We start from the raw sequence: 23,794 nt of genomic DNA, 5'->3' as shown, positions 1-23,794 counted from the left end.
CTCAGCCGGGTCGGCGTTCGTCCGACTCCGATGCGACGAGGATCTGGAGCGTTTTTCGATCTTCGCCGATCACGCGCACGCGGTACCCGGGAATGCCGGCGCGAAGCAGGTGCGCGAGACGATCCGCACCGCTGTAGCTGACGCGCACTTTCAACACCGAGTGTCGGTAGTACTCGGTCTTCAGCTGCCCCACACCGCGAACGCGGCGCAGCGCGAGCTCGAACCGATGCCAGTCGTCAGGGGTGGGGAGAGGTGTCACAACGAGATCAGTCTCGCCCGGTCCGGGTGGCGTTCGCGTTGATGGGATCGCAGGCTCGACGCGAGCGTCGAGCGGCGGGATCGGCGACGGCCACTCCATCGAGCCTGGGTCCTGCGCCGGCGGCGTCGCAGCCGGTGGCGTCGTGCGCGCACGCTCCTCACGCGGCCGCTCTTCGGTGCGGCGCGGTGGTAACGGAGCATCGAGCCGCGCTGGCTGCGGGGGCTCTGCCTTCTTTGGAGGCTGCGCGGGGATCGCCGTCGGCGGCGGCTCGGGACGAGCGCCGATCCGCGCAGCCAGGTCGACGGGAGCCTCCGGGTCCTTCTTGCCCTTCTTGTCCTTCTTCGCCACGGCTGAATTGTGTACGCTGGGGCCTCGCGCGGGGAGAGGCGAGGAAGAAAGGCGGTCCACGTTGGCCGAAGGCCGCGTGAATAGCTCTAACGACATCGTCGCTGCCCTGTCCGCACGGGTGGCGGAGCTCGCCAAGCGCGTCACGCAGCTCCAGGCCGATCTTGAGGTCGCCCAGCGCCGAGCGGCCATTTACGAGGAGTACGACGCCACCGCCCAGGAAGCGCTTGCGAGCGCCCTGCGCGCCGCGTACGAGATCCGCGAGCGGGCGGAGACCACGGCTTCGCAGATCCTCGAGCAGGCCCGCGAAGAACGCCGGATGCTCCTGAAGGAGATCGAGCGGCTTCGCGAAGAGCACGACCAGCTCCAGGACGACATCGCGCAGCAGCGCCGCGGCGCGATCGCGCCTGTCGGTCGGCCAGTCGCCGCCGACGCCAGTCCGTCCGACATGCGCGTCGCTGCATCGGAGGCGCTGCGCGGTCTGTTCGAAGAGCTGATCGACGAGTACCGCCGCGCGCCGACCCCACCGCTCGAGCGCGCCACTCCCCCCGTCGCGCGGCCGGCCGCGCCGCGCATCGAAGAATCCTGGCCGACGGTCGACGAGCCGGTCGCCGCCGCACCAGAGACCGTCGCTCGACCAGAGATCGTCGTCGCCCCGGAGACGATCGCCGAGCAGCCATTCGAGGACGACGTGCGGCCTGCCGCGGAGGCGCACCGCGTCGAAGATCACGAGGTCTTCGCGACACTCGAGGACGAAGAGGTCTTCCCGGCTATCGACGAAGCCGCCGAGGCTCGGCGCGTCGAGGAAGAGGAACGAGCCGCTGCGGAAGGCCGGCGCGTCGAAGAAGAGCGGCTCGCTGCGGCCGAGCTGCGACGCATCGAGGAAGAGCAGCGTGCCGCGCAGGAGCGCGCCGAAGAAGAACGACTCGCCGAAGAAGCGCGGCAGGTCGAAGAAGCGCGGCAGGTCGAAGAAGCGCGGCAGGCCGCAGAGATGCGTGCCGCGGAGGAGCGGCGCGTAGCCGACGAGGCGCGTCGCGCCGAAGATGAGCGTGTCGCTACAGAGCTGCGCGCCGCTGAAGAGCGCGCCGCTGAAGATCGTCGCGCCGCAGAAGCGCGACGCGTGGAAGAAGAGCGCCGTGCTTCGGAAGAGCGCGCGGCAGCGGAGCGCGCGGCCATCGAGCGTGAAGCAGAAGAGGCCCGCGCCGCTGAAGAGCGCGCGGCCGCCGAACGAGCTGCGGCAGACCGTCGCGCCGCGGCCGAAGCGCGCGAGATCGAGGAGCGGCACGCCGCCGAGGATCGCGCGGCGACGGAGCGCGCCGCGGAAGAGCGACGGCTCGCGCAAGAGCGTCGTGCCGAAGAAGAGCAGCGCGCCGCGGCCGAGACAGCCGCGATGGAGCGCGCGATACAGGAGCGGATCGCCGCCGAGGAGCGACGCGCTCACGAGGAGCAGCGCGCGAACGAGGAGCGAGCCGCAGCCGAGCACGCGGCGGCGGAACGCGCCGCAGCCGAGCAGGCAGCGACAGAGCGACGCCTCGAAGAAGAACGCGCCGCCGAAGAACGCCGCGTCGCGGACGAGCTACGCGCCGAGGTAGAACGCCGCGCTTCGGCGGAGCGGAGGGCGGAAGAAGAACGGCGAGCGGTCGCAGAGCGCGCCGCGATGGACCGCGCGATCGAGGAGCGTCGCGCGGCCGAGGAGCGACGCGCGCAGGAGGAGCTCCGCGCGGCCGCGGAGCACGCCGCCGCTGAGCGCGCGGCGCACGAGCGCGCCGAGGCCGAGCGTGCCGCGGCGCAGCGACGTGCGGAGGCGGAGCGCGCGCTCGCTGAGAGCGCCGCCGCGCAGCGCGCCGCCGAACGCGCGGCCGCGGAGCGCGCGGCGGCGGAACGCGCAGCCGCCGAACACGCCGCGGCTACGGAACGCGCGGCCGCGGAGCGGGCCGCCGCCGAGCGCGCGATGGCAGAACAGGCCGCAGCCGAACAGGTCGCCGCCGAGCTTCAGGCCGAGCGCGAGCGTCGCGCCGCCGCAGCGCGCGCTGCCGCTGCCCAGCAGCCGGTCCCGCCACCGCTTCGAGCCCTCGAGGGTCGCGAAGTGCCCCCAGCGAGAGTGGAGGCCGGCGCACCGACGACCGACCTTCAGCTGGTGCTCTCGCCGGTCCGTTCGTTCGCCCGTCTGGTGGAGGTCGAGCGTCGTATCCAGTCGCTACCAACCGTACGGTCTCTGTACGTCCGAGACTTCCGCGGCGGCATAGCGACACTGACAGTGGCGCTGCGTTCTCCTATGACGACGGAGGAGTTCGCCAGCGGGCTGCGCGTGATCGCCGAGCCGCAGCTGCGTCTCGTGTCCGGCACCCGCAACGTACTGGAGTTCCGGATCGAGGGCGAAGCGTCCATCGCCTGAGCGCGAAGGGGGAAGGTTGAGCAGCAGGAACAGCGCTGACTTCTGGTCGGCGCGCCTCGCCCACCTCGCGGCGCTCGGCAGGCTCGACGGGATCGCCATCGTTCTCCCAGGCCAGTCCGGTCTCTCCACCTACGCGGCGCACAACATCCCGCAGACCGCGTGGGAGGGCGCCGCAGGCGAAGCGCTCCTGCGCGTCGTACAGACCGGATCGACCGAGCAGCTACAGAACGGTGCCCTGCACCTCGGCGACGGGCGCGACGCCGAGACGCTGCTCGCCGCGCCGATCGTGTGGCGCGACCAGATCGCAGGCGCGCTCGCAGCCTTCGTGGCCGGGCGCGAGATCGGCGACGCCGACATCCCGACGCTCACGCGACTCGCGGAGCTCGCGGGCCTCGAGCTCGCTGAGGCGAACGCGATGTGGCGCTCGAGCAAACAGACGCAGGAGATCGAAGCACGCCTGCATCAGGCCGAGGACGACCGGAAGCAGGCGATGGTGCTGTTCGAGCTCTCGCGGCTCGCGACGCTCGGCACCGACGTCCAAAGCGATCTCGAGGGCGCGGCGATGATGCTCGCCGGCGCTCTCGGTCACGACGCGGTCGGCATCTGGGCCCTCGCCGAGCATCGACTGCGCTTTCGTGCGGGCACCGGCTACGACAAGGCGACGTCCGAGGTGCCCGTCGATGAATCGGACACCGTGCTCGCGACGGTGCTCCGCGAGAAGCGCGCGGCGCGTGGCACCTTCGGCGAGCTCAAAACGATGCCCGCGTGGGCCCCGCCAGAAGGCGCGAACTTCCTCGTGACACCGATCGGCGCCCTCGGCGTCCTCGTGACCGCACGCGCGGACGCGAAGTACTCGGAGGACGACGCCGACTTCAGCGTGAGCGTCGGTGAGTATCTCGTCGGTCTGCTGCAGCGATCGACGTCGACCGATGTCGTCGATCAAGGCGTGTCGGCCGAGCGGCGAAAGATCGCGCAGGAGCTGCACGACGGTCTCGCGCAGGAGCTCACCGGTGTGGTGCTCGCGCTCGAAGGTTGTCAGCGCGCGCTGGACAAGGACCCCGCGCTCCTCGGACCGCAGCTCGCGAAGGCATCGCGCGACGCGCGCGCGACGCTCATGGACGTGCGCCAGTACATGACCGCGCTGCGCCAGAGCGTGACGGGCGGGCTCAATCTCCCCGTCACCCTCGGCCGCCTCGTTGACGACCTGCGGCGGCAGACCGGTCTACAGGTGCAGATGGAGGAGAGCGGGCAGCCACGCGAGCTTGACACGGTCGTGGAGCGTGCGGTCATCCGCATCGTCGGCGAGGCGCTCCGCAATGTCGCGCAGCACGCGGGCGCGACGACCGCAAAGGTCGCTCTCCTCTACGACCAGGATGGGGTCGTCGTCACCGTCGAGGACGACGGGAAGGGCTTCGACGTCGAGGAGACGTTCCGCGGCGCCGAGGACCGCGGCCACTTCGGCGTCGTCGGCATGCGCGAGCGCGCCGAGGCAGCGAGCGGGCACCTCGTGGTCCGCAGCGAGCCCGGCAAGGGCAGCATCGTCCGCGCGAGCATCCCGTACGCCACCGAATCGGTGCGGATCCAGAACTACGGTCGTCGGGCGGGCGACCACGTCGAGCCCACCGAGGCCGTCGAAGAGTCGAAGGAGCGGGTCGGATTCTTCGCGAGGCTCCTCGGTCGATGAACGAGAAGCGCCGCATCAGGATCCTCATCGTCGACGACCACGCCGTCGTCCGGAGCGGTCTCCGCACGATCCTCGAGACCGAGCCGGACATCGAAGTGGTCGGCGAGGCGGGCGACGGCCACGCCGCGCTCGAGCTCGCGCAAGAGCTGCTGCCGGACGTCGTGCTGATGGACATCAACATGGGCGACTGGGACGGCGTCACCGCGACGCGGCGGGTGCGCAATTACGTCCCGTCGGCCCGTGTCATCGTGCTGACGAACTACGACGAGGACGATCTCGTGTTCTCGTCGATCCGGGCCGGTGCGTCGGGTTACCTATTAAAGGAAGTCACCGCAACGCAGCTCACGAACTCGATCCGCACCGTGGCCGACGGCTTCTCGCTCATCTACCCGTCGGTCGCGCGCCGCGTCTTAGACGAGTTCGGACAGCTGCGCAGCGGAACACCGTCGTCAGAGACCGATGTGTACTCGGATCTCACGCCGCGAGAGCGTGAGGTGCTGCGACTCGTCGCCAGCGGTCGGGCGAACAAGGAGATCGGCGCGCAGCTCGGCATCAGCGAGCGCACCGTGAAGACGCACATCTCCAACATCTTCAGCAAGCTCGAGCTCACGGATCGGACGCAGGCCGCGCTGTTCGTGCACAACCGCGGCATGCTCGAGAAGGACTCCGCCCGCTAGCAGCTCGCGCTAACGGCCGAGGACCCTCGCGACGTAGCGCTTCGTCTCACCGCCGCCGAACGAGTTCGAGAGGAGCGTCGAGGTCGGCAGGTACGCGGGATTCCCAGGCATGAGGCGGCCCGGGCCGGCGTTGTAGGCGATGAGCGCAAGACGCCAGTTCCCGAAATGCGCGATGTACACGTGCATGAGCCGCGCGGCGTAATCCAGCGACGCGTACGGATCGGTGGGGTCAACTGCGGGATGCAGTGCCGGCATGAGCTGCGCGATACCGACGGCGCCCGCCTTCGAGACCGCGTTCGGGTCGAACGCCGACTCCGCATCGATCTGACGCACGAAGAGGACGGGGTCGATTCCCTGCCTGATGGCTGCGTCGCGCGCGTAAGCGCGAAGGTCATCGAGGTCGAATACAGGTTCGAGCGCTCGGGCCTCGGGTTGCGCCCGCTCAGGCTCGCTCTGGATATCGGACGCACCTGGTTCGATCTCGACAGTTCGCGGAGCGATGTCAGCCTGCGGCGCCGTAACGGTCCGATCCTTCGCGACGGTCGTGGGGATCGCGTCATCTCGCCGCACGATTGCGGGGAGCGGGATGCTCACGCAGAGCGTCGGTAGGAAGCCGACGGTCGTGGTGCAGAGGGGACCGTCATTCGCACTGGCCTGATCGGCCGAGACGAAGACCAGACTGAAGAGCATCAGCATCCCGGCGCCAGCGGCCGTAAGAACAGATCTCATTACTCATCCTCGTTTCGGGAGCCCCGCTGACCCGAAGAGTCCGGTGGCTTTGCGTCACCGCCTCGCGGCGGATTTGCCATTTCGCTCGGGCCAGACTTCGTTCTCTGGCCATGCAATCGTAGGTGCGCGAAGGTCCGGCGCGAGGGTCGAGGAGGTCCCAGGAATGGCTGCCGATGGGACTACCCCATAGGTATGAGAGAAGGGGACTCCGCTCGCTCGCTCGCTAGCGCGACATCGTGTCGATCGTGCCCGTCGCGTACAAGCTCGTGCTCCTCGCCGTCAGGGTGTAAGACCCGGGTGCCGCAGTCGATCCGAAGGTGCCGCGGTGCATCCCGATCCCGTCGGTGTGGAGCGAGTAACCCAGGTCGTAGCTCGTGCCCGAGATCGTGATCCGCACTTCGCTGTTGGGGGCGAATCCAGTGAGTGTCCATCGGAGGTTGCCGTTGCTGTCCGGGACGGTCCCCACCGTGACCGTGGGCTGGAACGCGGCACCGGCGGTGAAGCGGGCCAGGAGCGCAGCGAGGTCTTCACCCGCTCGTGCGCGGTAGGCATCCTCGAAACGCACCCCGTGTCCGACATCGGCGAGGAGGGCGAACATCGTGCCGCGACCGATCTGCGCTTCCATCGCTCCGACGAGCTCGGCGGAGACGGCGTAGAGGGCGGTCCCGAGCTTCGCATACTCGCGGTGCCAGTCGGCAAGCGTGCCGACCGTGTCGAGCGTGCGTGGAGCGTTGGCGAGAAGCGAGCGCGCCGCGAGCTGCGCGTCTTTGTCGATGCCGGCATCGCCCGCCTCGATCTCCGCGGCGAGGCCTTCTTCGAACCACGCCGGCAGCACGGCGTCGGTGCCGACGAGCTCGCGCGTCGCGAGGTGCGTCAGCTCATGAGTGAGAAGACGTGGGAGATTCGAGCCCGCCGTCGACTGCCAGCTCAGTGCGATGGTGAGCGTCTGCGGGTCGAACACGCCACCGTATGAAGCCGCGACGTTCGCCGCTGTCTCGGGCGAGTAGCCGAAGAGGTCCTGCGTGCCACGTGCGAAGCTCACGCGCGTCGCGAAGACGAGGATCCGCGGCTTGGCCGTGAACGAGCGATCGAAGACCTGATCGATGCGGCTGATGGCGATGTCGACACTGGAGGCGAGGCGCACGACCTCGGGAGCCGGGATACCCGACTCGACGCGGACGTCGGCGCGGGTCGTGAGGACCGTCGACAGAGGGACGGTGGTCTCGTGACGCACGCTCGTGCCCACCGGCACGTTGACGCAGAACATGGGGACGAAACCGGCCGTCGGGGCGCAAGAGGGGCCGTCGTTCGCGCTGGCCTGAACACGGAAGACGAACATCAGTGCCAGCAGTGCGAGGGCGCCCACGCCCGCGATCTTCAGAAGGCTCTTCATCGCTCATCCTCGTTTCGGTAACCCCGCTAACTCTGTGAGTCCGGAGGCTTTGCGTCCCCGCCTCGCGACGGGTTTGCCGTTTCGCTCGGGTCACCAGGACCTCTCGGTCTTGGCTTGCAGCAAATCTAGGTCGGTGAATGTGACCGAACGAGGGGCAACCTAGTCCCGGCGGGCGCGTTGTTGGGACCACTGCGCCTGCAGGGTCCGCCAGGCTTCCTCACCCGACCGGGGGAGCCGCCGTGCGCGTCAATCGCGCTGCCCACCAATTCCGACGCGGCACCAGCGCGAGTCCCACGAGCACCACGAGTCCGATGACGAAGAGCGGCATCTTGGCCGGAGTGCCGATGTACTGCGCCGTGACGTTGTGCGTCCCGGCGGGGATCGCGGCACCGAGGTAGGCCGGCGACAACATGAACGTCGCGACTGACGACCCGTCCACCGTCACGCGCCAGCCCGGGTCGTACGTGACCTTGATGAGCAGGGTGCCTGAGCTGTCACACGAAGTAGCGAGGTCGAGCCGCTCCGCGGCAACGTGGACCTCAGACACTTCGCTCCCCGTGCAACCTGATACGGGGAGGTCGCCCTGTGTCGTCACCGCTGGGTAATCCCACTCCGTGAAGTCGCGCTGTGAGCGAGCGGCGTCGAGCAGCCACGGTCGGTTCGCGCGCACGAGGTCGCCCGATGTTGCGACGGCCTGCCGGCGCGTGACCATGACGTACTCGCCGTAGCCGCTCGTGGGCGCCTGATACAGCGTGTATCGCGCGGTCCTTCTCAGTACCGAGAGAAAGGACGGTGCGGGCAGCGTCGCCGGTGCGACGACGTACCGCACGTTAAAGAGGTCGTAATCCTCAGCGCGTCGGTAGTCGAAGTCCCAGAGCATGTCGCTCGAGAGTGACAGTGAGTTGTACGGCGGCGAGACCGTATCGATCGCGCTGAACGTGAGCACATCGCTGAAGCGCACGGAATTGAACGGGATCGCGAAGTTCATCGCGGGTCCGTAGTCGGTGCGCAGACCCGCGAAGACGCGGCCCGCCGGAAGCGTACGCAGCTGATCGACGATCGACCTCGCGTCGCCGTCCGAGCCGATGGCGATTCGGGTCTGCTGCATCCAGTCGAGGTTCTGCACGTAGAAGGCGTAGCGCTCCCGCATCGCCGGCACGAGCGCGAGGAAGGCGACCGCGACGAGTGCGAGTGGCAACCACGGTCGCCGGGATCGTCTGGCCGCCAGATCCCAGAGCCACCCGGCGCCCAGGCCGATCAGCAGGATGCCCGCGAGGTGGACCGCGCCGCTGAAGCGATGGATGAAGAGGGTCTGGTGCAGCGGAAGGAGATCGATGAGGCCGCCGAGCGTCGGCCGGCCGAAGTACAGGACGAGCCAGACCGCGAAGAGCACGAGTGCCGTGATGGCGAGCCGTGTCCGCTGGAACGCGACGCTCACGATGCCCAGGCCAACGAAGAGCGACAGGATCGGCAGCCGCCCGCCGTCGAACAGCTCTCCGGTCACGAGGTAACGCAGGACCTGACCGGCGCCGAGGCCGTCGTACTTCTCCGGCTGCAGATAGGGGCTCACGTTCAGGTACGCGGCGGTCTGCAGGTACGGCAGCCACATGTACGAGGTGATCACGAGCGCAAGGAGCCCGACGGCGCCCATGCCGAGCACCTGGCTGCGCCAGGACGCGCGGCGAAGCGACACCACGAACAGCACGCCGACGCTGATCGCGAGCATGTACGCGTAGAGCAGGTGCACGAGCACCAAAGCCGCGAGGGCGACGATCGCCAGAACATGACCCCGGCCGCGCGTGATCACGGTGTGCGCCGCAGCGAGGCTGATGAACGATAGGTGCATCGCCCAGAGCTGCGTGTACGTCCCGAACCCGCGCCAGATGTACGAGGCGTAGTCGAGGCCGTACAGGAACGGTGTCGCGAGAAGCGACGACGCGGCAGCGCCGAGCGCTGCCTGAGCGAACGTGAAGCCCATGCGGAGCAGCGACCACAGCACGGTGAGCGGGAAGAGCACCAGCAGCAGATACCGGATCAGGTTGAAGAGCGTGAAGATGTCGACCAGGCCGAACAGCGCGCGATGGAGCGCGACAACGGCGAGGTGTGCGAGGTTCTGGTAGTGCACGAAGCTCGCGAAGCCCAGCTCGAGCTGCGGTGTCCAGAAATCGAGCGGGTTCGCGCCGCGCGCGAGCGCGTCGGACGCGCGCTGGACGAAGAGGAAGTGGAACGCGTCGTCGTTGTTGCTCGGCACAGGTACGACGACCTCTGGAAAGAGCGTGATCGCGTCGAAGAGGACGACGGCGAGGACGATCGCGAGGAGGAGGTACCGCTGCGGGTCTAAGCCGCGAAGGCGCGAGAGTGTCAGCGTGTGGGAGAGGGCCGCGCCGGCGATCCGGTCGGAGTGACAAGGCGCGCGTCTAGGCGCTGCGCCGTCGCGAACTCGGTCGTCGCGTCGGCGTTCTGGCCGAGCGAGCGGAGTGAGATACCCAGGTTGTAATGCGCCAGGGCGTTGTTCGGATCGATCCGGATGAGGCTACGCAACAGACTCGCCGATTCGATCGAGTCACCGACGGCCTGACGGACGAGAGCGAGGTTGTAGAGCGCCGACGGCATCGCGTTGTCGCTCTGAAGCGCGAGGCGGTACCACGCTTCGGCTGAGACGAGGTGATTCTTCGTGTGCTCGATCTGCCCGAGGTTGAAGAGGGCGAACTTGTTCGACGGATCCTTCGAGAGGGCCTGGAAGTAGAGGGGGATCGCTTCGTCGAGCTTGCCCGCGGTGTGGGCCGCAAGGCCCTGGCTTAGCGCATCACTCCCGGTCGAGCCCGGGGCAGGCGTGGCCCCGCTGGTGCCGAGCCCACAGCCGACGAGCAGTAACGAGAGCAGCACGCTCGACAGACCGCGCGCGAGCCTTCCCATTTCCTCGCCGGATGGTAGCCGAGCAAATAGCGCGCGCAGTCGGACTTTCGGGGGAGTCATCAGTAGGTCACCGCGTCGGCGACGGGGAGGCCGACGGCCGCGCGGTCGGCGACGGTGCCGCCGATGGTGCGGCCGATGGCGGCGGCGCGGTGAGCTGCGTGGTCGCCTGATCCGCGATAAGGGTCGAGAGCTCGCTCATGCGTGTCACGACGGTGTAGTAACGCGGCGCGAGCAGGACCGGCGAGGGCGAAGCGGTCTGTTTGCTCACGGGTGCCGAATCGAAGCGCGTCTCCGCCGCCGTGCTGTAGGCCTCCGCGTCGGCGGCGGACATGTTCATGATCTGGGCCAGCGAGACGAAGGCGCTGTGCCGAAGGGCGCGCAGGTCGGTCAATGCTTTGGCCGCGATCTGGTCCGCCTGCGCCGCGGTGATGGCGAGGTTGAGGGCGCGCACTTTGGTGACCTGCTGCACGGCCTGCTCGTACGAACGCTCGACGTCGCGTTCGACAGCGCCCTGTTGGATCTTCAGCTCTGCCGCGCTCGCGACGGTCACCGGCTCGTTGGCGCGCGCAGCCGCCGCGATGCCGACGATCACGACGAGCGCGAGCAGCGCCGCGCCGACGGCAGCGCCGATTCGCATGGTGCGGCCCGAGATGCGGACCCCCACGTCGACGGTCCCCCGCTGCGTCATTTCGCGCCCCGATCCAGTGCGCGCTGGCTCGCGATCGCCAGTCCGACCGGAGATGCCGGCGTTACCCGCTCGATCGCGAGCACCTTGTCGCGGCGGATGTACATCACGTCGACTGGCTGATGCAGCTCGCTCCCGCGCTTCAGCAGTCCGACTGGCAGGTCAGTCGTGACCTTCGACGCGTCGTTGATGTAATAGACGTCGCGAAGGACGATCGTCCCCGACCAGGGTGTGTCCTCGAGGTGACCGAAGTAGGCCTGGCCATCGAGGAGGAACACAGCCGAGAGACGCTCCGATCCGACAAAGGGCAGGGCTTGCACGTCGAGCCCCGCGCCAAGGAACACGCCACCCGCGATCGCGCCCGCTACGATGAGCGCGCGAACCAGCGTCACTTGCCGAGCTCTCGATCCATGAACAGGCCGACCTGCGAGTCCGCTCGCAGATCCTCGACGAAGAGGATCGCCGACTTCGGGATCAGCACGAACGGCAGCGGCTGATGGAGCTCGCTGCCACGGCGGATGATGCGGGACTCCGGCGTCTGGCCTTCCTCGACGGTCGGCTCCTGCGTGATGTAGAACGCGTTTTCGACCTTTACATACGGACCGAGACGGTCGAGGTAGTGGCCGAAGTACGTCTGACCATTCGCGAGAAAGACCGCCTGATAGCGCGCGCCGAACGACGGCAGCGTGAAGTCCCACCAGCGAACGAAGAGGAACGTCGCGGCGACGAGGAGCAAGACCGCCAGGATCCGCGCTACGAGCGGGCCGCGGCTACGCATCGCGTGAAAGGCTAGCGGGTCCGCCGCGAGTCGCGGTGCTTCGCCACCTAGCGGCGGACGATGAGCACGTTGAAGACGGTGCCGCTGGCTGGAGCTGTCGTGCAGCGGATGCTGAAGCTCGTGCCAGCGTTGATGTTTTGCACAGTGCACGCGCCCGCCAGCGCGCCCTGACCGCTGAGGAAGATTCCGTCGGTCGCGACGAGGTTGGCGACCGTGATGTTCGCCACCTGACCCGCGCCACACGTGAATTGCGTGGCGCCGGTGCCCTCAGTGCACGTCCCCAACTCGATCGCCTTGATCGCCACGGGGCTACCCGTTCCGGTACCAACCGAAAGCGTCTTCCCGTTGACGACCGACGTGTTCCCGTTCAAGGTGACCGCGCCGGTACCGGTGCTGAGCGTCGTGGCGCCGGTCTGTGTGATGTTCGTGACGATGTTGCCGTTGAAGGACAGGTTGCCGGTGCCGGTCGCGAAGGTGTTCGCGCCGCTGATCGTGACCGCGCCGTTCAACGTCACGGCGCCCGTGCCCGTGCTGAAGGTCGTCGCACCAGTCTGCGCGATGTTCGTGACGATATTGCCGTTCAGCGAGATGTTGCCGGTGCCGGTCGCGAAGGTGTTCGCGCCGCTGATCGTGGTGGCGCCGTTCAGCGTGACCGCGCCCGTGCCGGTGCTGAAGGTCGTCGCACCCGTCTGCGCGATGTTCGTGACGATGTTGCCGTTGAAGGACAGGTTGCCCGTGCCCGTGCTGAACGTTCCGGCGCCCGCCTGCGAGAAGTTCTTGCCCGAAGCCACGGTCACGTCACCGTTCAGGGACACGGCGCCCGTGCTCGTCTTGAACGTACCGGTGGCGAGCGAGAAGTCGACGGCGCCGGTGCCAGCGGCGGCGGTCAAGTTCTTACCCGCCGCAAGCGTCGTGGTCGCGTTCAGCGAGACCGCCCCCGTACCCGTGCTCAGGTTCGTCGCACCGGTCTGCGTGATGTTCGTGACTATGTTGCCGTTCAGGGAGATGTTGCCTGTCCCGGTGCTGAACGTTCCGGCACCAGTCTGCGAGAAGTTCTTGCCCGAGGCGATCGTCGTGTCGCCGTTGAGCGAGACAGCGCCCGTCCCGGTGCTGAACGTTCCGGCACCAGTCTGCGAGAAGTTCTTGCCCGAGGCGATCGTCGTGTCGCCATTGAGCGAGACGGCGCCCGTGCCGGTGCTGAAGGTCGCGGCACCGGTCTGGCTGAAGTTCAGCGATGTCGTCTGCGTGCTGCCGCTCACGGCGTACACCGTCGACCCGTTCACCTGCAGCTCGATGAAGTTGCCGGTGTACCCCGTCGCTGCGTTCGCGTAGTAACCGATGCCAACGGTCCCGAGCGCGACCCGGACGGCCTTGCTCGCCGTGACCTCAGGTCCCGTGGGCGTGCCGGTCGCGAAGCTCGCGGCGACACCATTGTTCGCGCCGAGCGTCGTGCCCGACACGTTCATCAGCGTGCCAGTAGAAGCAGTGTTGGCGGTGAGGCGGAAGGCGCCCGCGACGTTCGTGTAGTTCGCGGTGCCCAGGTTCACATTGATCGCGGAGCCAGTGTTGAGGCTCGTCGCGTTGATGCCGAGGATCGTGCCCGCGGTCGTCGAGTTGCCCGTCAGGTTCACCAGCGTGCCGGTGAAGTTGCCGGAGCTCTGGACGTTCACGGCGCTGCCGCTGAAGGCGGACGTACCCGTGTCGACGTTCAACGCGGTACCGCCGGCGAGACCGTTGCCCGTCGCGACGTTTACAGCTGTTCCCGTCGTCGTGCCGGCGCCGGCCGTGAGCGTCTTGCCGCTCGAGACCGACGTGTTGCCCACGACCGTCGTGCCGCTGAAGGTCTTGTCGCCGGTGATGGTCTCAGTACCCGCGATGTGAACGAAGCCCGAGCCATCGACCGTCGCCGCGGTCCCCGCGCCGCCAGGCTGCGTGACCACGAAGCCGTTCGTGAAGTTCACCGAGGACGGATTCGTCGCGGTGGTCGTGCCATCGGTAATGGATCCGACCGTACCCGTCGCACCTGTCGCACCTGTCGCACCTGTCGCACCTGTCGCGCCCGTTGTGCCGGTGGCACCTGTGGCGCCCGTTGCGCCGGTGGCGCCCGTCGCACCCGTCGGACCAGTCGGACCAGTCGCACCTGTTGCACCTGTTGCACCTGTTGCACCAGTCGCACCAGTTGCGCCCGTGTCACCGGTGGCGCCCGTCGGCCCAGTCGCGCCCGTAGCGCCCGTCGATCCTGTGGGACCTGTGGGTCCAGTCGCGCCGGTCGCGCCGGTCGGGCCGGTTGGACCGGTCGGTCCTGTAGGACCTGTGGGGCCGGTCGCACCAGTTGCGCCACTTGCGCCGGTCGCGCCTGTGGCACCGGTGGCACCGGTCGGGCCGGTTGGACCGGTTGGACCGGTTGGTCCTGTAGGACCTGTGGGGCCGGACGCACCGGTTGCGCCGGTTGCACCGGTCGCGCCTGTGTCGCCCGTCGGTCCTGTCGCGCCCGTGGCACCCGTCGCGCCCGTTGATCCAGTGGGTCCAGTCGCGCCGGTCGCGCCAGTGGTACCTGTGGCACCAGTGGCGCCGGTAGCACCCGTGGCACCGGTGTTGCCCGTCGATCCGGTAGCGCCAGTCGCACCGGTCGCGCCGGTCGGTCCCGTTGGACCCGTCGGTCCTGTCGGACCTGTTGCGCCAGTTGCGCCAGTTGCGCCAGTTGCACCCGTGGCGCCGGTTGGGCCCGTTGGACCGGTCGGTCCTGTAGGACCTGTTGCGCCGGTCGCACCCGTTGCGCCTGTTGCGCCGGTCGCACCCGGTGCGCCTGTGTCACCAGTTGCACCAGTTGCACCTGTGGCACCTGTGGCTCCGGTCGGGCCGGTGGGACCAGTCGGTCCTGTGGGACCAGTCGCACCAGTCGCACCAGTCGCACCAGTCGCACCAGTCGCACCAGTCGCACCAGTCGCACCAGTCGCACCAGTCGCACCAGTCGCACCAGTCGCACCAGTCGGTCCCGTAGGACCTGTGGGTCCAGTCGCGCCTGTTGCACCCGTCGCGCCTGTGTCACCAGTTGCGCCTGTGGCTCCGGTCGGGCCGGTGGGACCAGTCGGTCCTGTGGGTCCAGTCGCGCCTGTTGCACCAGTTGCCCCTGTGGCACCGGTCGCGCCGTCGACGCCGTTCGTGCCGCTAGCACCAGCAGGACCGGTGGGCCCCGTCGGACCCGCGGGGCCGGCAGGACCACCACCGGCGGGGCCCGCGGGACCTTGTGCTCCAGCGGGACCAGCCGGACCAGCTGCGCCGTCAATACCGTTCGCGCCAGCAGGACCCTGCGCGCCGGTCGCACCAGCCGCGCCATTCAGACCATTCGCACCAGGAGCGCCCGCAGCACCGTCGGCGCCAGTGGGCCCTGTCGGACCCTGCGGACCAGGCGGCCCGGCAGGTCCCTGCGTTCCATCCGTTCCAGCGGGACCCGCGTTGCCGGCGATGCTCGTCGGCTCACGGCGCAGGAACACGAAGATGTCGAAGCCAGTGTTCGCCGGCACGCTTGCAGTGACCGGCGCCGGAAGAGTGCGCACGACGTCGGCGCTGAGCGCAACGACATCCTTGCCGCTCACGCGAACGCCGCCGAGCGCGACGCCGTCGACCACCGGCCGTGTGTCGGCGATCTGCCCGACCACCGCACCGCTGGAGCTATGCGCTTCAGCAGTCACGCTGACGGTGTCGTCGCTGCTCTGCAGCGGAGACACCACCGATCCGAAGCGATCACCGTCGTTGTTCGGAATCGTCACGACCACGCTCGAGTCAACGCGGTTCACCATCGAGCCTGGGATGTAGCGCACGAGCTCGCCGTTGCTAACTCCCGCGGCGCGACCGGTGCGGTCGACGATGACGGCATCGCGCGAGTCTTCGAGGACGAACGTCACGGTGTTCTGCGCGATCGCTGTGGGCGCCGAGGGCGCGCTGCCCTTCGACGCCACCGTGGTCGTGAAGCCGGCGCCAACCGACACGCTCGAGTTCGCAGCGCCATCGACGCCGCGAACGTCTACCGAACCTTCGGTCGTACCGACCGTCGTCGAACCCGACGGATCGACCCGGACCGTGAAGGCTGTGCCGGTGACCGACGCCGTCGTTGTCGGCGTCGTGACCGCGTAGCGGCTCGACGACTGGTGCGTAACAACGTGCCATGTCGCACCGGCGGTCTGCCGCAGCGTCGCGGCGATCGATCCGTTCGACAGTGCGTGAAGCTCGACGATCTCAAGTTCAGTACCCGGCTCCAGAACGACGACCGATTCGTCGAAGAATGTCAGCGCTGCGTTCGCGAGCGACCGCGTGCGGATCGTGTCGCCCTGGCGAACGACATAGCCGGTCCCGACCGGCGCGTATGCACCACTGCCGGTGCGGACGTCAACATTGCCCTGGAAGATCGTGACATTCGCCCGCGCCTGCACCGCGCTCGCGGCCGGGCCGAGGATCACAGCCGAACCAGTGACGAACAGCAGAAGCGCCGCGAGCACCGCAGCGACGACAAGTAGCGGGCGTCGTGAGCGCTCGCGCGCGGCGGCGCGCTCGATGACGGGCATCGGCGCGACCTTGGGCGCCGCGTTGACGAAGCCGCGCGCGATCGCGGCGGCGATCTCGCCGGCGCTCGCGGTCACGATCGTGACCGGAACGTTGCCGAGAAGCACGCTGACGTCGTTCGGAGTCTGGTCGTCGAGTGGGTCGGCCATCGCGAGCGTCGCTTCGCTGCGACCGAGCGCGACGAGGACCACGTGACGCTGCTCGCACAGTCGCTTCGCGAGCTGCGCCGCGACCGTCGGATCGATCGGGTCGATGAGGCTTCGGCGGCCGCGAGCCAGACGCGCGACGCCGGTGTCGTGGTACGGCGTAAGCGTCACGAGCGGACGGCCGCTCACGCGCGACAGGACCTGCGCAGCGCGTGCGTCCGGGATGAGGCCGGTGCGGATCAGTGCCGCCGAAAGAGACTCGCGCGCTCCGCGCGTCGCGATGAGGCGGGCCATCTGCTCGTTCGTGAACAGGTGCTCGGCGACCAGCGCGTCGGCGAGCGTGCGCTCGATCGGCTTAAGTTCGGCGGGTTTCGCCTTGGCGTGCTGCTGCGCGACCTGGCGAAGGATGCGGAGTGTCTCCTGTGGAGCGGTGTCCTTGGAGATATGGGCGGCCGCGCCAACGGCGAGCGCGAGATCGCGGATCCCGGGGTCGAGCGTCAGGAAGACGATCGAGGCGTCGGGCAGGAGCGGCTTCAGCTCGCGCGCGACCTCGAGGCCGGTCTTGCCCGGCATGGAGTTGTCGAGAAGGATCATGTCCGGCTTGAGCTCCAGGGCCATACGGCCGGCCTGGATGCCGTCGGCGGCCTCGCCGACAACGAGCAGCTCGTCGTCCGGCGCAAGCAGCGACCTGATGCCCTCGCGGATCGCGAGGTGGTCGTCGGCTACGAGAACCCTGGTTGGCATGAGCGATAGCCTCGGGTTTTGGCCGATTTGTGGCTATCGGTCGCTGGTGTGAGAAAGGTAGGAGAGCTCTGTCGCGATCCGCGACAAGGTCGACAGAGCACCGACAGCTCAGTCGCTCGCTCGGGGGATGCTCCTACTTAAACCGCGCCAGGGGCTGCCGCCGTGCCGTTGAATAGCGTCGTTGGCCCAAACACGGGTTCTTCTGGTCGTCGCTCACCCCGTCATCGGATCGGGCATCGAAACCCTGCTGCGACTCGAGCAGCGTTATGACGTGCGGCGTGTCGCGAGCGCTGCCGAGGCTGCCGCGATCCGCGACTGGCGTCCCAACGTCGCGCTCATCGACGGCACGCTGTTGACGGGACGCGCCAACATCCACCTCGGCACACCGACCCTGGTGTTGTCGGGTACGGAGTCCGACGGCCGCGCACTTCTGCGACGGCTACCCGAGGGGCGCGGATGGCTGCGCAAGGACGCGACCGCGGCGGAGTTCGCGAAGATGATCGACGGCGTTGTGGGCAGCCCCAACTCGCAGTTAGCGCTCGGCACGCTCGGTACTGTCGTTGTGGTTCTGTTCGGGCTCGCGGGGATCCTGCTCGTGATCTATCTCATCTGGCTCGCGCTGTATTGACCACCATCGAGTGTCGGCGGTGAGCTCCATCGTCCGAGGACCGTACAATCAGCCCGTGGCCACACGTGTACTGCTGGTCGACGACCACGAGCTGGTCCGACAGGGCGTCGCGGCAATGCTCCTCAACGCCGACGGTATCGAGGTCGTCGGTGAAGCGCGCACCGGCCGCGAGGCCGTCGAGGCCACGCGCCGGGATCTGCCCGACGTCGTCCTCATGGACGTTCGCATGCCGGACATGGACGGCCTCGAGGCCACCAAGCGCATCAAAGAGGAGCGACCGCGCACCGCGGTGATCATGGTCACCATGCACGACAACCCCTCCTACCTTCGTGACGCCGTGCGCGCCGGCGCTGCCGGCTACCTCCTGAAGGACGTTTCAAAGGAAGAGCTCGTCGACGCGATCCGTCAGGTCTCCACCGGCGGCGCGTTCATCGAGTCCAAGCTGCTTCGCGGCATGCTGAGCGAGATGAAGCCTGCGGGCCCCGTGCCTTCCGCGGCGAAGAATCTCACGAAGCGCGAGCGCGAGATCCTCGGACTCGTGGCCGAAGGTCTTTCCAACCGCGAGATCGCGGACAAGCTCGTGCTCTCACCGGAAACGGTGAAGAGCCACGTCGCGGCGATCCTCGAAAAGCTGAACGTCTCGGACCGCACGCAGGCCGCGATCTACGCCGTGCGCAACGGCTTGGTGGACGCGACCGCACTCTAGCCCGCGCGCGCCTTCCTCACGACGAACGTCGCCACCGCAGCGGCCTGTGTCGCGAGCGCGACGACGAGAACGATGCGCGCCATAGCGAGCGGATCGGTCGCGTTCGTCAGCAACAGCACGAGCTCCGCGACGACCGCGGCGGCCAGCAGCAGTCCGACCCGCATCTCACCGCGCCCGATGAAGTACGAGATCCACAGGTTGAGCAGGGCGTTCGCGAGCGCGGCGACCCCATATGTGCCGACGATCTTCGCGGTCTCTGGGTACTGCGTGCCCACGACGAGCGGCACGAGCAACTCCGGCACAAGGATGTACGCAACGGCGACGAAGCCGCTCGTGGCGAGCACGAACGCGAGCGCGAGATACAGGGCACGGTCCGTGTCCTCGCCGCGCGCGTGCGTGCGCGCGGTGCGTTCGAGGAGCAGGAAGCCGATCGCGATCGGCGCGAAGAGGACGATCTTCCCCATCGTGATGGCGCCGGCGTAGGCGCCGGCGTCCTCCGGCCGCAGCAGCGAACGCGCCAGGACCGCGTCGATGTTCGTGAGCGCCGCGTACGCGAGCAACACGACCGCCGAAAGCGCGAAGAAGCGCGTCTCCGCCGGCCCGAGCTCGTGTATCGCGGTGCTCCCACGGGCGGCGCGGAACAGCGGGACGAGCGGCACCGCCACGACCACGAGGCTGATCGCGATCGCCGCGGTCGCGCCCGTGAACGCTCCATCTACACCGAGGCCCGCGAGAACGAGGGCGACGCCCACAGCGAGACGGCCGCCGGCCTGCGCGATAAGCGCAGACCCCATCCACACGAAACGCGCGAGACCCTGGAGCAGTCCGAGGCCGAAGGTGAAGACGAGCGCGAGGAACAGCGTCAGGCCGAGGAGCGCGACGGATAGCGCGGGCAGCGCGAGCGCCCCCGCGATCACGCCAGAGAGCGCCGCGACAAGCAGCCCGACGGCGGCGGCGCCGCCACCGACGCGCACGGCCCAGCGGCGCACGAACGCGTGAAGGGCGGCCTCCTCGTCGCGGGCGCGGTACTGCGCGGCGAGCTTGGCGGTCGCCGACTGGATCACCTGGCTCGAGATCGACTCGAGGATCAGGATGCCGAACAGCGCGGTGAGCACGGCGTACTCCTCGGGTCGGAGGAGCCGCGCCATGACGATCTGGTAGCCGAAGCCGAGGACGTTCGCGACGGACGACGCGACGAACAGATAGAGGCCGCCGGAATGTTCCCGCGCGCGTGCGAGCATCCGCGAAGGTTAGCGACCTAGGCCCGGACCGGCTCCTTGAGCGGCGCGACGAGCATGAAGTTCTCGACGAGTTCGTCCGCCTCAGGCGAGGTGTAGTTCTCGATGTCGCCGTTGTCGGCGTCGCGCGCGATCGCGGGATCGATCGGCAGCTTTCCCATGAGCGGCGCGTTCGACGCGATGACGAGCTTGAGGCCCTGCGACGGGCCGAACACCTCGAGGCGGCCGCCGTCGGGAAGCGTCACGTAGGCCATGTTCTCGACGACGCCGATGATGTCGCCGCCGAGCTGCTTGACTAGCTTCACGGCCTTGGTGACCACCATGGTCGCGAGCGCCTGCGGTGTGGTCACGAGTACGACGCCGTCGACGGGCAGCGCCTGCATGACCGTGAGCGGCGCGTCGCTCGTGCCAGGCGGGAGATCGACGATGAGGTAGTCGAGCTCGCCCCACTGCACGTCGCTGAAGAACTGGCGGATCGCGCCCGACACCATCGGGCCGCGCCAGATGACCGCTTCCTCTTCGCTCGGCAGGATGAGATTCATCGACATGATCGGGATGCCGCCGCGCGACTTCGGCGGCACGAGCGTCTTGCCATCCGCCGACATCGGCTTCTCGTGGACGCCGAACATCCGCGGGATGGAGGGACCGGTGATATCGCCGTCCAGGACGCCGACGCTGAATCCGCGTCGCTTCAGGCCGACGGCGAGCAGACCGGCGACGAGCGACTTCCCCACTCCGCCCTTGCCGGACATGACCGCGATGACGTGCTTGATGCCCTTCTGCTCCGCCATGCCGCGCGGCACGCCCTTCGCGGCGAGTGACGGCGCGGGCGGCGCACCTTCGGGCAGCTTGCCCGTGTCGGCGAATACGTTGAGCTCGCTGATGAGGTCGTCGAGCTTCACTCGGCCAGCGCCGTGGCCGGCCGCAGCCTGCGCGATCGTCTCGCTCTTGCTGATCGCACATGACGCACAGCCGAGGGTGTAGCGCGCGAAGATGCGCGCCGAGTCGGGCCAACGGTCGACGACCGAGGCGATGGTCATGTTCGGTGTGATCTGAGTGGCCAGAGGGGACTCCTTCCGTCCTAGGACGCGGGCTGCTCGGCCTCTTCGATGAGCATCACGGGGATGCCATCGCGGACCGGATACCGGCGGCGGCAGCGGCCGCAGACAAGGCGGTCGCCTTCCTCGCTGAGCGGACCGTGGTCCGCGGGACACACAAGGATGTCGAGGAGCTGCTTATCGACGGGCACGCATTCGATGTTAGTCGTTCATCTGCAGCGTCGCCGCTGCACGGATCGTCTGCGTGCGCGTGCCGTCGTCCGCCTCGAACTCGACCAGCAGCACATACGCATCCGCGGGCACGCGCACACCGAACTCGTCCTCGCCGTTCCACGTCAGAGTCGCGGTCGCCCGCCCACCCGCCCGGACCGTTTGCACCTTCGCGTCGAGACGACGAACGAGCACCTCCGCCGGCGAGCCACCCTCGTTGATGCCGCTCGCCATCACGCGCGCGTCGGTCGGGCCCGCGATCGTTCCTTTCGTCGCGACGATCGTGACGCTCACCTGCATCCCTGCTCCGAGCACGTAGCTCGGTCGCATCGCGATCTCGACACGGCCGTTCGGCAGTTCGGTGGGCACGACGATGATTCCCGGCGTCGCGATCCGATCAACTGCGAGGGGTCGCGTCGAGCATGCCACCAGTGCGAGACTCGCAAGGATCGCTGCTGCGAGCGAGACTCGCAGGATCAGACCTCGACGCCCGCCAGGCGCGCCGCACCAATGAGCGCGAAGAACATGCCGATCCCGATGAACACCATGATCGGATTCAGAATGCCGAACTCTTTGTTGGCCTCGGCCATCAGGTCGGTCGCACCGACGTACAGGACCGAACCAGTGGCGACCGCTAGCGCAGGGCCAGCGAAATTGCTGAGCAGTCCTGTCGCGAGGACGCCACCGAAGGTCGCGATCGACAGAAGTCCGGCCGCCGCCAGCGTTCCGCGACGACCGGCCCCGGTCGCCTTCATGACCGACGCGATCGTGAACCCCTCGGGGAGCTTGTGCAGCATGATCGCTGCGAACACGATCACCCCGAGGGCCGGGCTGGCTATGAACGCCGACCCGATCGCCACGCCGTCCATGAAGGCGTGCAGGGCAAGGCCAAGGATCGCCGTGCTGGAGACGTGCGTGTCGATGACGCTGTCCGCGTGCGTCTCTTCCCCGAAGTGCAAATGCGGCGCGAAAACATGCTCGAAGAAATGGATGAGGAGGTAGCCGCCGAGGATGTAGAGGGGCGCGGACTCACCGACTTCCTTGATTGACTCGGGGATGAGCTCGATGACCGACACGCCGAGAAGGTTGCCGGCGCCGAGCGCCATCAACAGCGTCAGCGTTCGATCGGAGATGTGTCGGGGCGTGGCGACGATCGCGCCGCCGATGAGGTCCCCGAGGGCCGCTGCGAAGCCGAGGAGTAAGACGAACGGCGTCATGCTCGGCACTCGGGACAAAGCCCAACGATCTCGACGGTGTGTCCGAGCGGTTCGAAGCCGCGCGACCGGGCCATCGCGGTGATCCGCTGGTCCAGGACCTTCGGCGCGAGTTCCTCGACCCGACCGCACGCCTGACAGACGAGGTGGTGGTGATGGGACGGTGCGCACGGCGTATAGCGCACGCACCGCACCCCACCTTCGACCCCGTGGAGGCGCGACAGCGCGCCGAGGGAGACAAGGAGATCCAAGGTGCGGAAGACGGTAGCCCGGCCGACACCCCGGCGTGCTAACTCACCGATGAGCTGCCGAGCCGCGAAGGGTTCACGACGTCGCAGCGCTGCCGCGATGACCTCGCGCCGCGGCGACGTGCGGCGGCGGCCCGAATGACCAAGCTGCGTGAGGATCGCGCTGGCGGTAGCGACCACAACTGAGACAGAGTATCAGTTTGTCTAGCTCTCGCCACCGAAGAGGAGCTGCTGCAGATCGGGCAGCGCCGTACCGAGACCGAAGATGAACAGCGCGCCGATGACGAGGCTCGCCACGCCCGCGAAGGCGCCCACGATCACGTAAACAGTCCGCATGCGCTGAGCTCCGATGAAGCCGCTCGCGCTCACGACCGCGACGAGCGTGTTCGACAGGAGCAGGCCCACGACGAACGCGAGGAGGATCACTATGCCGGTCGTCCCGGTGACGCCGGCGATCCCCGCGAGAAGCAGGGCCTGCGAGCCCGTCTCCGCGCCGACGCCGTGGATCATCCCGACCCCGAACGCGGTGCGTGGACCGTACTGCGTCGAGTGCGCCGACGGGCGGTGCTCGTGTCCGTGGATGCGCGCCTGGAGCGCGTCCCAGCCGTTGCGTGCGAGATCGAAGACGAGCATCCAGCGACTGCGCATCCGGAACTCACCTTTGCCGCGCACGTACTGCACCACCGAATAGATCACCCACGCACCGAGCAGAACGAGCGTCACGCCGACGACCTTCTCCAGGATCGGATCGACCCAGCCCGGTAGGACCGCCCCGAGCGTCAGGGCGAGAACGCCGAGGACCAGGACGACCGACGCGTGGCCCAGCGCGTAGAGCGACGCGAGCCCGATCGCGTGGCGCTGCTCGTGCGCGAAGCGCGACTCGCCGAACGCGTGCGCCGCGCTCGGTCCGCTCGCCGCGTGCTTGTGCACATGAGCGCGCATCTCGCCCGCGTCGTGGCCGTGCGGCGTCACCGGCGACGCGGCCGGCACGTCGACCTCGGCGTGCCCTGATGTCGTCGTGCTGGTGATGTCCGTGATCGCGGCGATGTGATCCCAATCAAAGCCGTGGCGGAAGCCGAGCGCGACCATGCCGAGAAGGAGTACGACGACGCTGAGATCCACCGCCGCAGCCTACCGAGCGACCTGGCTTATCGCAAACAACCGCAATAGTGGTCTGTTGC

The 23,794-nt window shown here is 68.2% G+C and carries 21 protein-coding genes and 2 riboswitches; of the genes, 5 read left to right on the top strand and 16 right to left on the bottom strand.

Going from position 1 to position 23,794, the window contains the following annotated elements; all coding sequences use genetic code 11:
- Window position 1: 1 nt before the first annotated feature.
- A complete protein-coding gene (locus VI056_15310; GenBank protein ID HEY6204389.1) occupies window positions 2-607 on the bottom strand; it encodes a hypothetical protein in 606 nt (201 codons plus the stop codon).
- 61 nt (window positions 608-668) lie between these two features.
- Between VI056_15310 and VI056_15305 the strand changes: the two genes are divergently transcribed.
- The 3 genes from VI056_15305 to VI056_15295 are packed head-to-tail and all read left to right on the top strand — an operon-like array spanning window position 669 to window position 5,360.
- Window positions 669-2,999: a hypothetical protein gene (locus VI056_15305; protein ID HEY6204388.1), complete on the top strand. Its 2,331-nt coding sequence runs from the start codon at window positions 669-671 to the stop codon at window positions 2,997-2,999.
- Between the two features lie 16 nt (window positions 3,000-3,015).
- A complete protein-coding gene (locus VI056_15300; GenBank protein HEY6204387.1) occupies window positions 3,016-4,683 on the top strand; it encodes a histidine kinase in 1,668 nt (555 codons plus the stop codon).
- Window positions 4,680-5,360 carry a response regulator transcription factor gene (locus tag VI056_15295; GenBank protein HEY6204386.1) on the top strand — a complete coding sequence of 227 codons (681 nt, stop codon included), beginning with the start codon at window positions 4,680-4,682 and terminating at the stop codon, window positions 5,358-5,360. The genes VI056_15300 and VI056_15295 overlap by 4 nt, the downstream gene beginning before the upstream one ends.
- Window positions 5,361-5,369: 9 nt before the next feature.
- Here the strand turns inward: VI056_15295 and VI056_15290 are convergent, their stop codons facing one another.
- The 8 genes from VI056_15290 to VI056_15255 all read right to left on the bottom strand — a co-directional run bounded on the left by VI056_15290 (window position 5,370) and on the right by VI056_15255 (window position 17,311).
- Complete coding sequence (locus VI056_15290) at window positions 5,370-6,089, bottom strand: lytic transglycosylase domain-containing protein (protein HEY6204385.1); 720 nt, start codon at window positions 6,087-6,089, stop codon at window positions 5,370-5,372.
- 13 nt (window positions 6,090-6,102) lie between these two features.
- Window positions 6,103-6,177, bottom strand: a riboswitch (cyclic di-GMP riboswitch).
- 135 nt (window positions 6,178-6,312) lie between these two features.
- Window positions 6,313-7,482 carry a hypothetical protein gene (locus VI056_15285; protein HEY6204384.1) on the bottom strand — a complete coding sequence of 390 codons (1,170 nt, stop codon included), beginning with the start codon at window positions 7,480-7,482 and terminating at the stop codon, window positions 6,313-6,315.
- Between the two features lie 13 nt (window positions 7,483-7,495).
- Window positions 7,496-7,570, bottom strand: a riboswitch (cyclic di-GMP riboswitch).
- 129 nt (window positions 7,571-7,699) lie between these two features.
- Window positions 7,700-9,733, bottom strand: a complete 2,034-nt coding sequence (locus tag VI056_15280; GenBank protein ID HEY6204383.1) for a YfhO family protein — start codon at window positions 9,731-9,733, stop codon at window positions 7,700-7,702.
- A gap of 110 nt (window positions 9,734-9,843) precedes the next feature.
- Window positions 9,844-10,398, bottom strand: coding sequence for a tetratricopeptide repeat protein (locus VI056_15275; GenBank protein ID HEY6204382.1), 555 nt, complete (start codon window positions 10,396-10,398; stop codon window positions 9,844-9,846).
- A gap of 67 nt (window positions 10,399-10,465) precedes the next feature.
- Window positions 10,466-11,086, bottom strand: coding sequence for a hypothetical protein (locus tag VI056_15270; protein HEY6204381.1), 621 nt, complete (start codon window positions 11,084-11,086; stop codon window positions 10,466-10,468).
- Window positions 11,083-11,475, bottom strand: a complete 393-nt coding sequence (locus tag VI056_15265) for a hypothetical protein (protein HEY6204380.1) — start codon at window positions 11,473-11,475, stop codon at window positions 11,083-11,085. The genes VI056_15270 and VI056_15265 overlap by 4 nt, the downstream gene beginning before the upstream one ends.
- A complete protein-coding gene (locus VI056_15260; protein ID HEY6204379.1) occupies window positions 11,472-11,861 on the bottom strand; it encodes a hypothetical protein in 390 nt (129 codons plus the stop codon). Before VI056_15260 ends, VI056_15265 begins: the two co-directional genes overlap by 4 nt.
- Window positions 11,862-11,908: 47 nt before the next feature.
- Complete coding sequence (locus VI056_15255) at window positions 11,909-17,311, bottom strand: response regulator (GenBank protein ID HEY6204378.1); 5,403 nt, start codon at window positions 17,309-17,311, stop codon at window positions 11,909-11,911.
- 181 nt (window positions 17,312-17,492) lie between these two features.
- Between VI056_15255 and VI056_15250 the strand changes: the two genes are divergently transcribed.
- Both VI056_15250 and VI056_15245 read left to right on the top strand, forming a co-directional pair.
- Complete coding sequence (locus VI056_15250) at window positions 17,493-17,939, top strand: hypothetical protein (GenBank protein HEY6204377.1); 447 nt, start codon at window positions 17,493-17,495, stop codon at window positions 17,937-17,939.
- A 55-nt stretch (window positions 17,940-17,994) separates the two neighbouring features.
- A complete protein-coding gene (locus VI056_15245; GenBank protein HEY6204376.1) occupies window positions 17,995-18,645 on the top strand; it encodes a response regulator transcription factor in 651 nt (216 codons plus the stop codon).
- Here the strand turns inward: VI056_15245 and VI056_15240 are convergent.
- From VI056_15240 to VI056_15210, 7 genes are all read right to left on the bottom strand, one after another.
- Complete coding sequence (locus tag VI056_15240; protein ID HEY6204375.1) at window positions 18,642-19,886, bottom strand: hypothetical protein; 1,245 nt, start codon at window positions 19,884-19,886, stop codon at window positions 18,642-18,644. The two genes, VI056_15245 and VI056_15240, sit on opposite strands and share 4 nt — an antisense overlap.
- Window positions 19,887-19,903: 17 nt before the next feature.
- Window positions 19,904-20,923, bottom strand: a complete 1,020-nt coding sequence (locus VI056_15235) for a P-loop NTPase (protein ID HEY6204374.1) — start codon at window positions 20,921-20,923, stop codon at window positions 19,904-19,906.
- 41 nt (window positions 20,924-20,964) lie between these two features.
- The gene (locus VI056_15230; GenBank protein HEY6204373.1) at window positions 20,965-21,132 is read right to left on the bottom strand and encodes a Trm112 family protein; all 168 of its coding nucleotides are present in this window, start codon (window positions 21,130-21,132) and stop codon (window positions 20,965-20,967) included.
- 10 nt (window positions 21,133-21,142) lie between these two features.
- On the bottom strand, window positions 21,143-21,520 hold the full coding sequence (locus VI056_15225; protein HEY6204372.1) for a hypothetical protein: 378 nt from the start codon (window positions 21,518-21,520) through the stop codon (window positions 21,143-21,145).
- 107 nt (window positions 21,521-21,627) lie between these two features.
- Window positions 21,628-22,368 (bottom strand): ZIP family metal transporter, encoded by a 741-nt coding sequence (locus VI056_15220; GenBank protein ID HEY6204371.1) that lies wholly within the window; start codon window positions 22,366-22,368, stop codon window positions 21,628-21,630.
- Complete coding sequence (locus VI056_15215) at window positions 22,365-22,793, bottom strand: Fur family transcriptional regulator (GenBank protein HEY6204370.1); 429 nt, start codon at window positions 22,791-22,793, stop codon at window positions 22,365-22,367. Before VI056_15215 ends, VI056_15220 begins: the two co-directional genes overlap by 4 nt.
- 24 nt (window positions 22,794-22,817) lie before the next feature.
- The gene (locus tag VI056_15210) at window positions 22,818-23,735 is read right to left on the bottom strand and encodes a hypothetical protein (GenBank protein HEY6204369.1); all 918 of its coding nucleotides are present in this window, start codon (window positions 23,733-23,735) and stop codon (window positions 22,818-22,820) included.
- Window positions 23,736-23,794: the final 59 nt, after the last annotated feature.

It is taken from the genome of Candidatus Limnocylindria bacterium (assembly GCA_036523395.1).
GTDB lineage: Bacteria > Chloroflexota > Limnocylindria > P2-11E > P2-11E > CF-39.
This window is presented reverse-complemented; position numbering and strand designations above follow the sequence as displayed.

Bases quoted from the DNA above. Each gene is read 5' to 3' on its own strand.
- VI056_15295 (HEY6204386.1), top strand. From the start codon at position 4,680: ATGAACGAGAAGCGCCGCATCAGGATCCTCATCGTCGACGACCACGCC.
- VI056_15290 (HEY6204385.1), bottom strand. From the start codon at position 6,089: ATGAGATCTGTTCTTACGGCCGCTGGCGCCGGGATGCTGATGCTCTTC.
- VI056_15285 (HEY6204384.1), bottom strand. From the start codon at position 7,482: ATGAAGAGCCTTCTGAAGATCGCGGGCGTGGGCGCCCTCGCACTGCTG.
- VI056_15275 (HEY6204382.1), bottom strand. From the start codon at position 10,398: ATGGGAAGGCTCGCGCGCGGTCTGTCGAGCGTGCTGCTCTCGTTACTG.
- VI056_15270 (HEY6204381.1), bottom strand. From the start codon at position 11,086: ATGACGCAGCGGGGGACCGTCGACGTGGGGGTCCGCATCTCGGGCCGC.
- VI056_15260 (HEY6204379.1), bottom strand. From the start codon at position 11,861: ATGCGTAGCCGCGGCCCGCTCGTAGCGCGGATCCTGGCGGTCTTGCTC.
- VI056_15255 (HEY6204378.1), bottom strand. From the start codon at position 17,311: ATGCCAACCAGGGTTCTCGTAGCCGACGACCACCTCGCGATCCGCGAG.
- VI056_15240 (HEY6204375.1), bottom strand. From the start codon at position 19,886: ATGCTCGCACGCGCGCGGGAACATTCCGGCGGCCTCTATCTGTTCGTC.
- VI056_15235 (HEY6204374.1), bottom strand. From the start codon at position 20,923: ATGACCATCGCCTCGGTCGTCGACCGTTGGCCCGACTCGGCGCGCATC.
- VI056_15220 (HEY6204371.1), bottom strand. From the start codon at position 22,368: ATGACGCCGTTCGTCTTACTCCTCGGCTTCGCAGCGGCCCTCGGGGAC.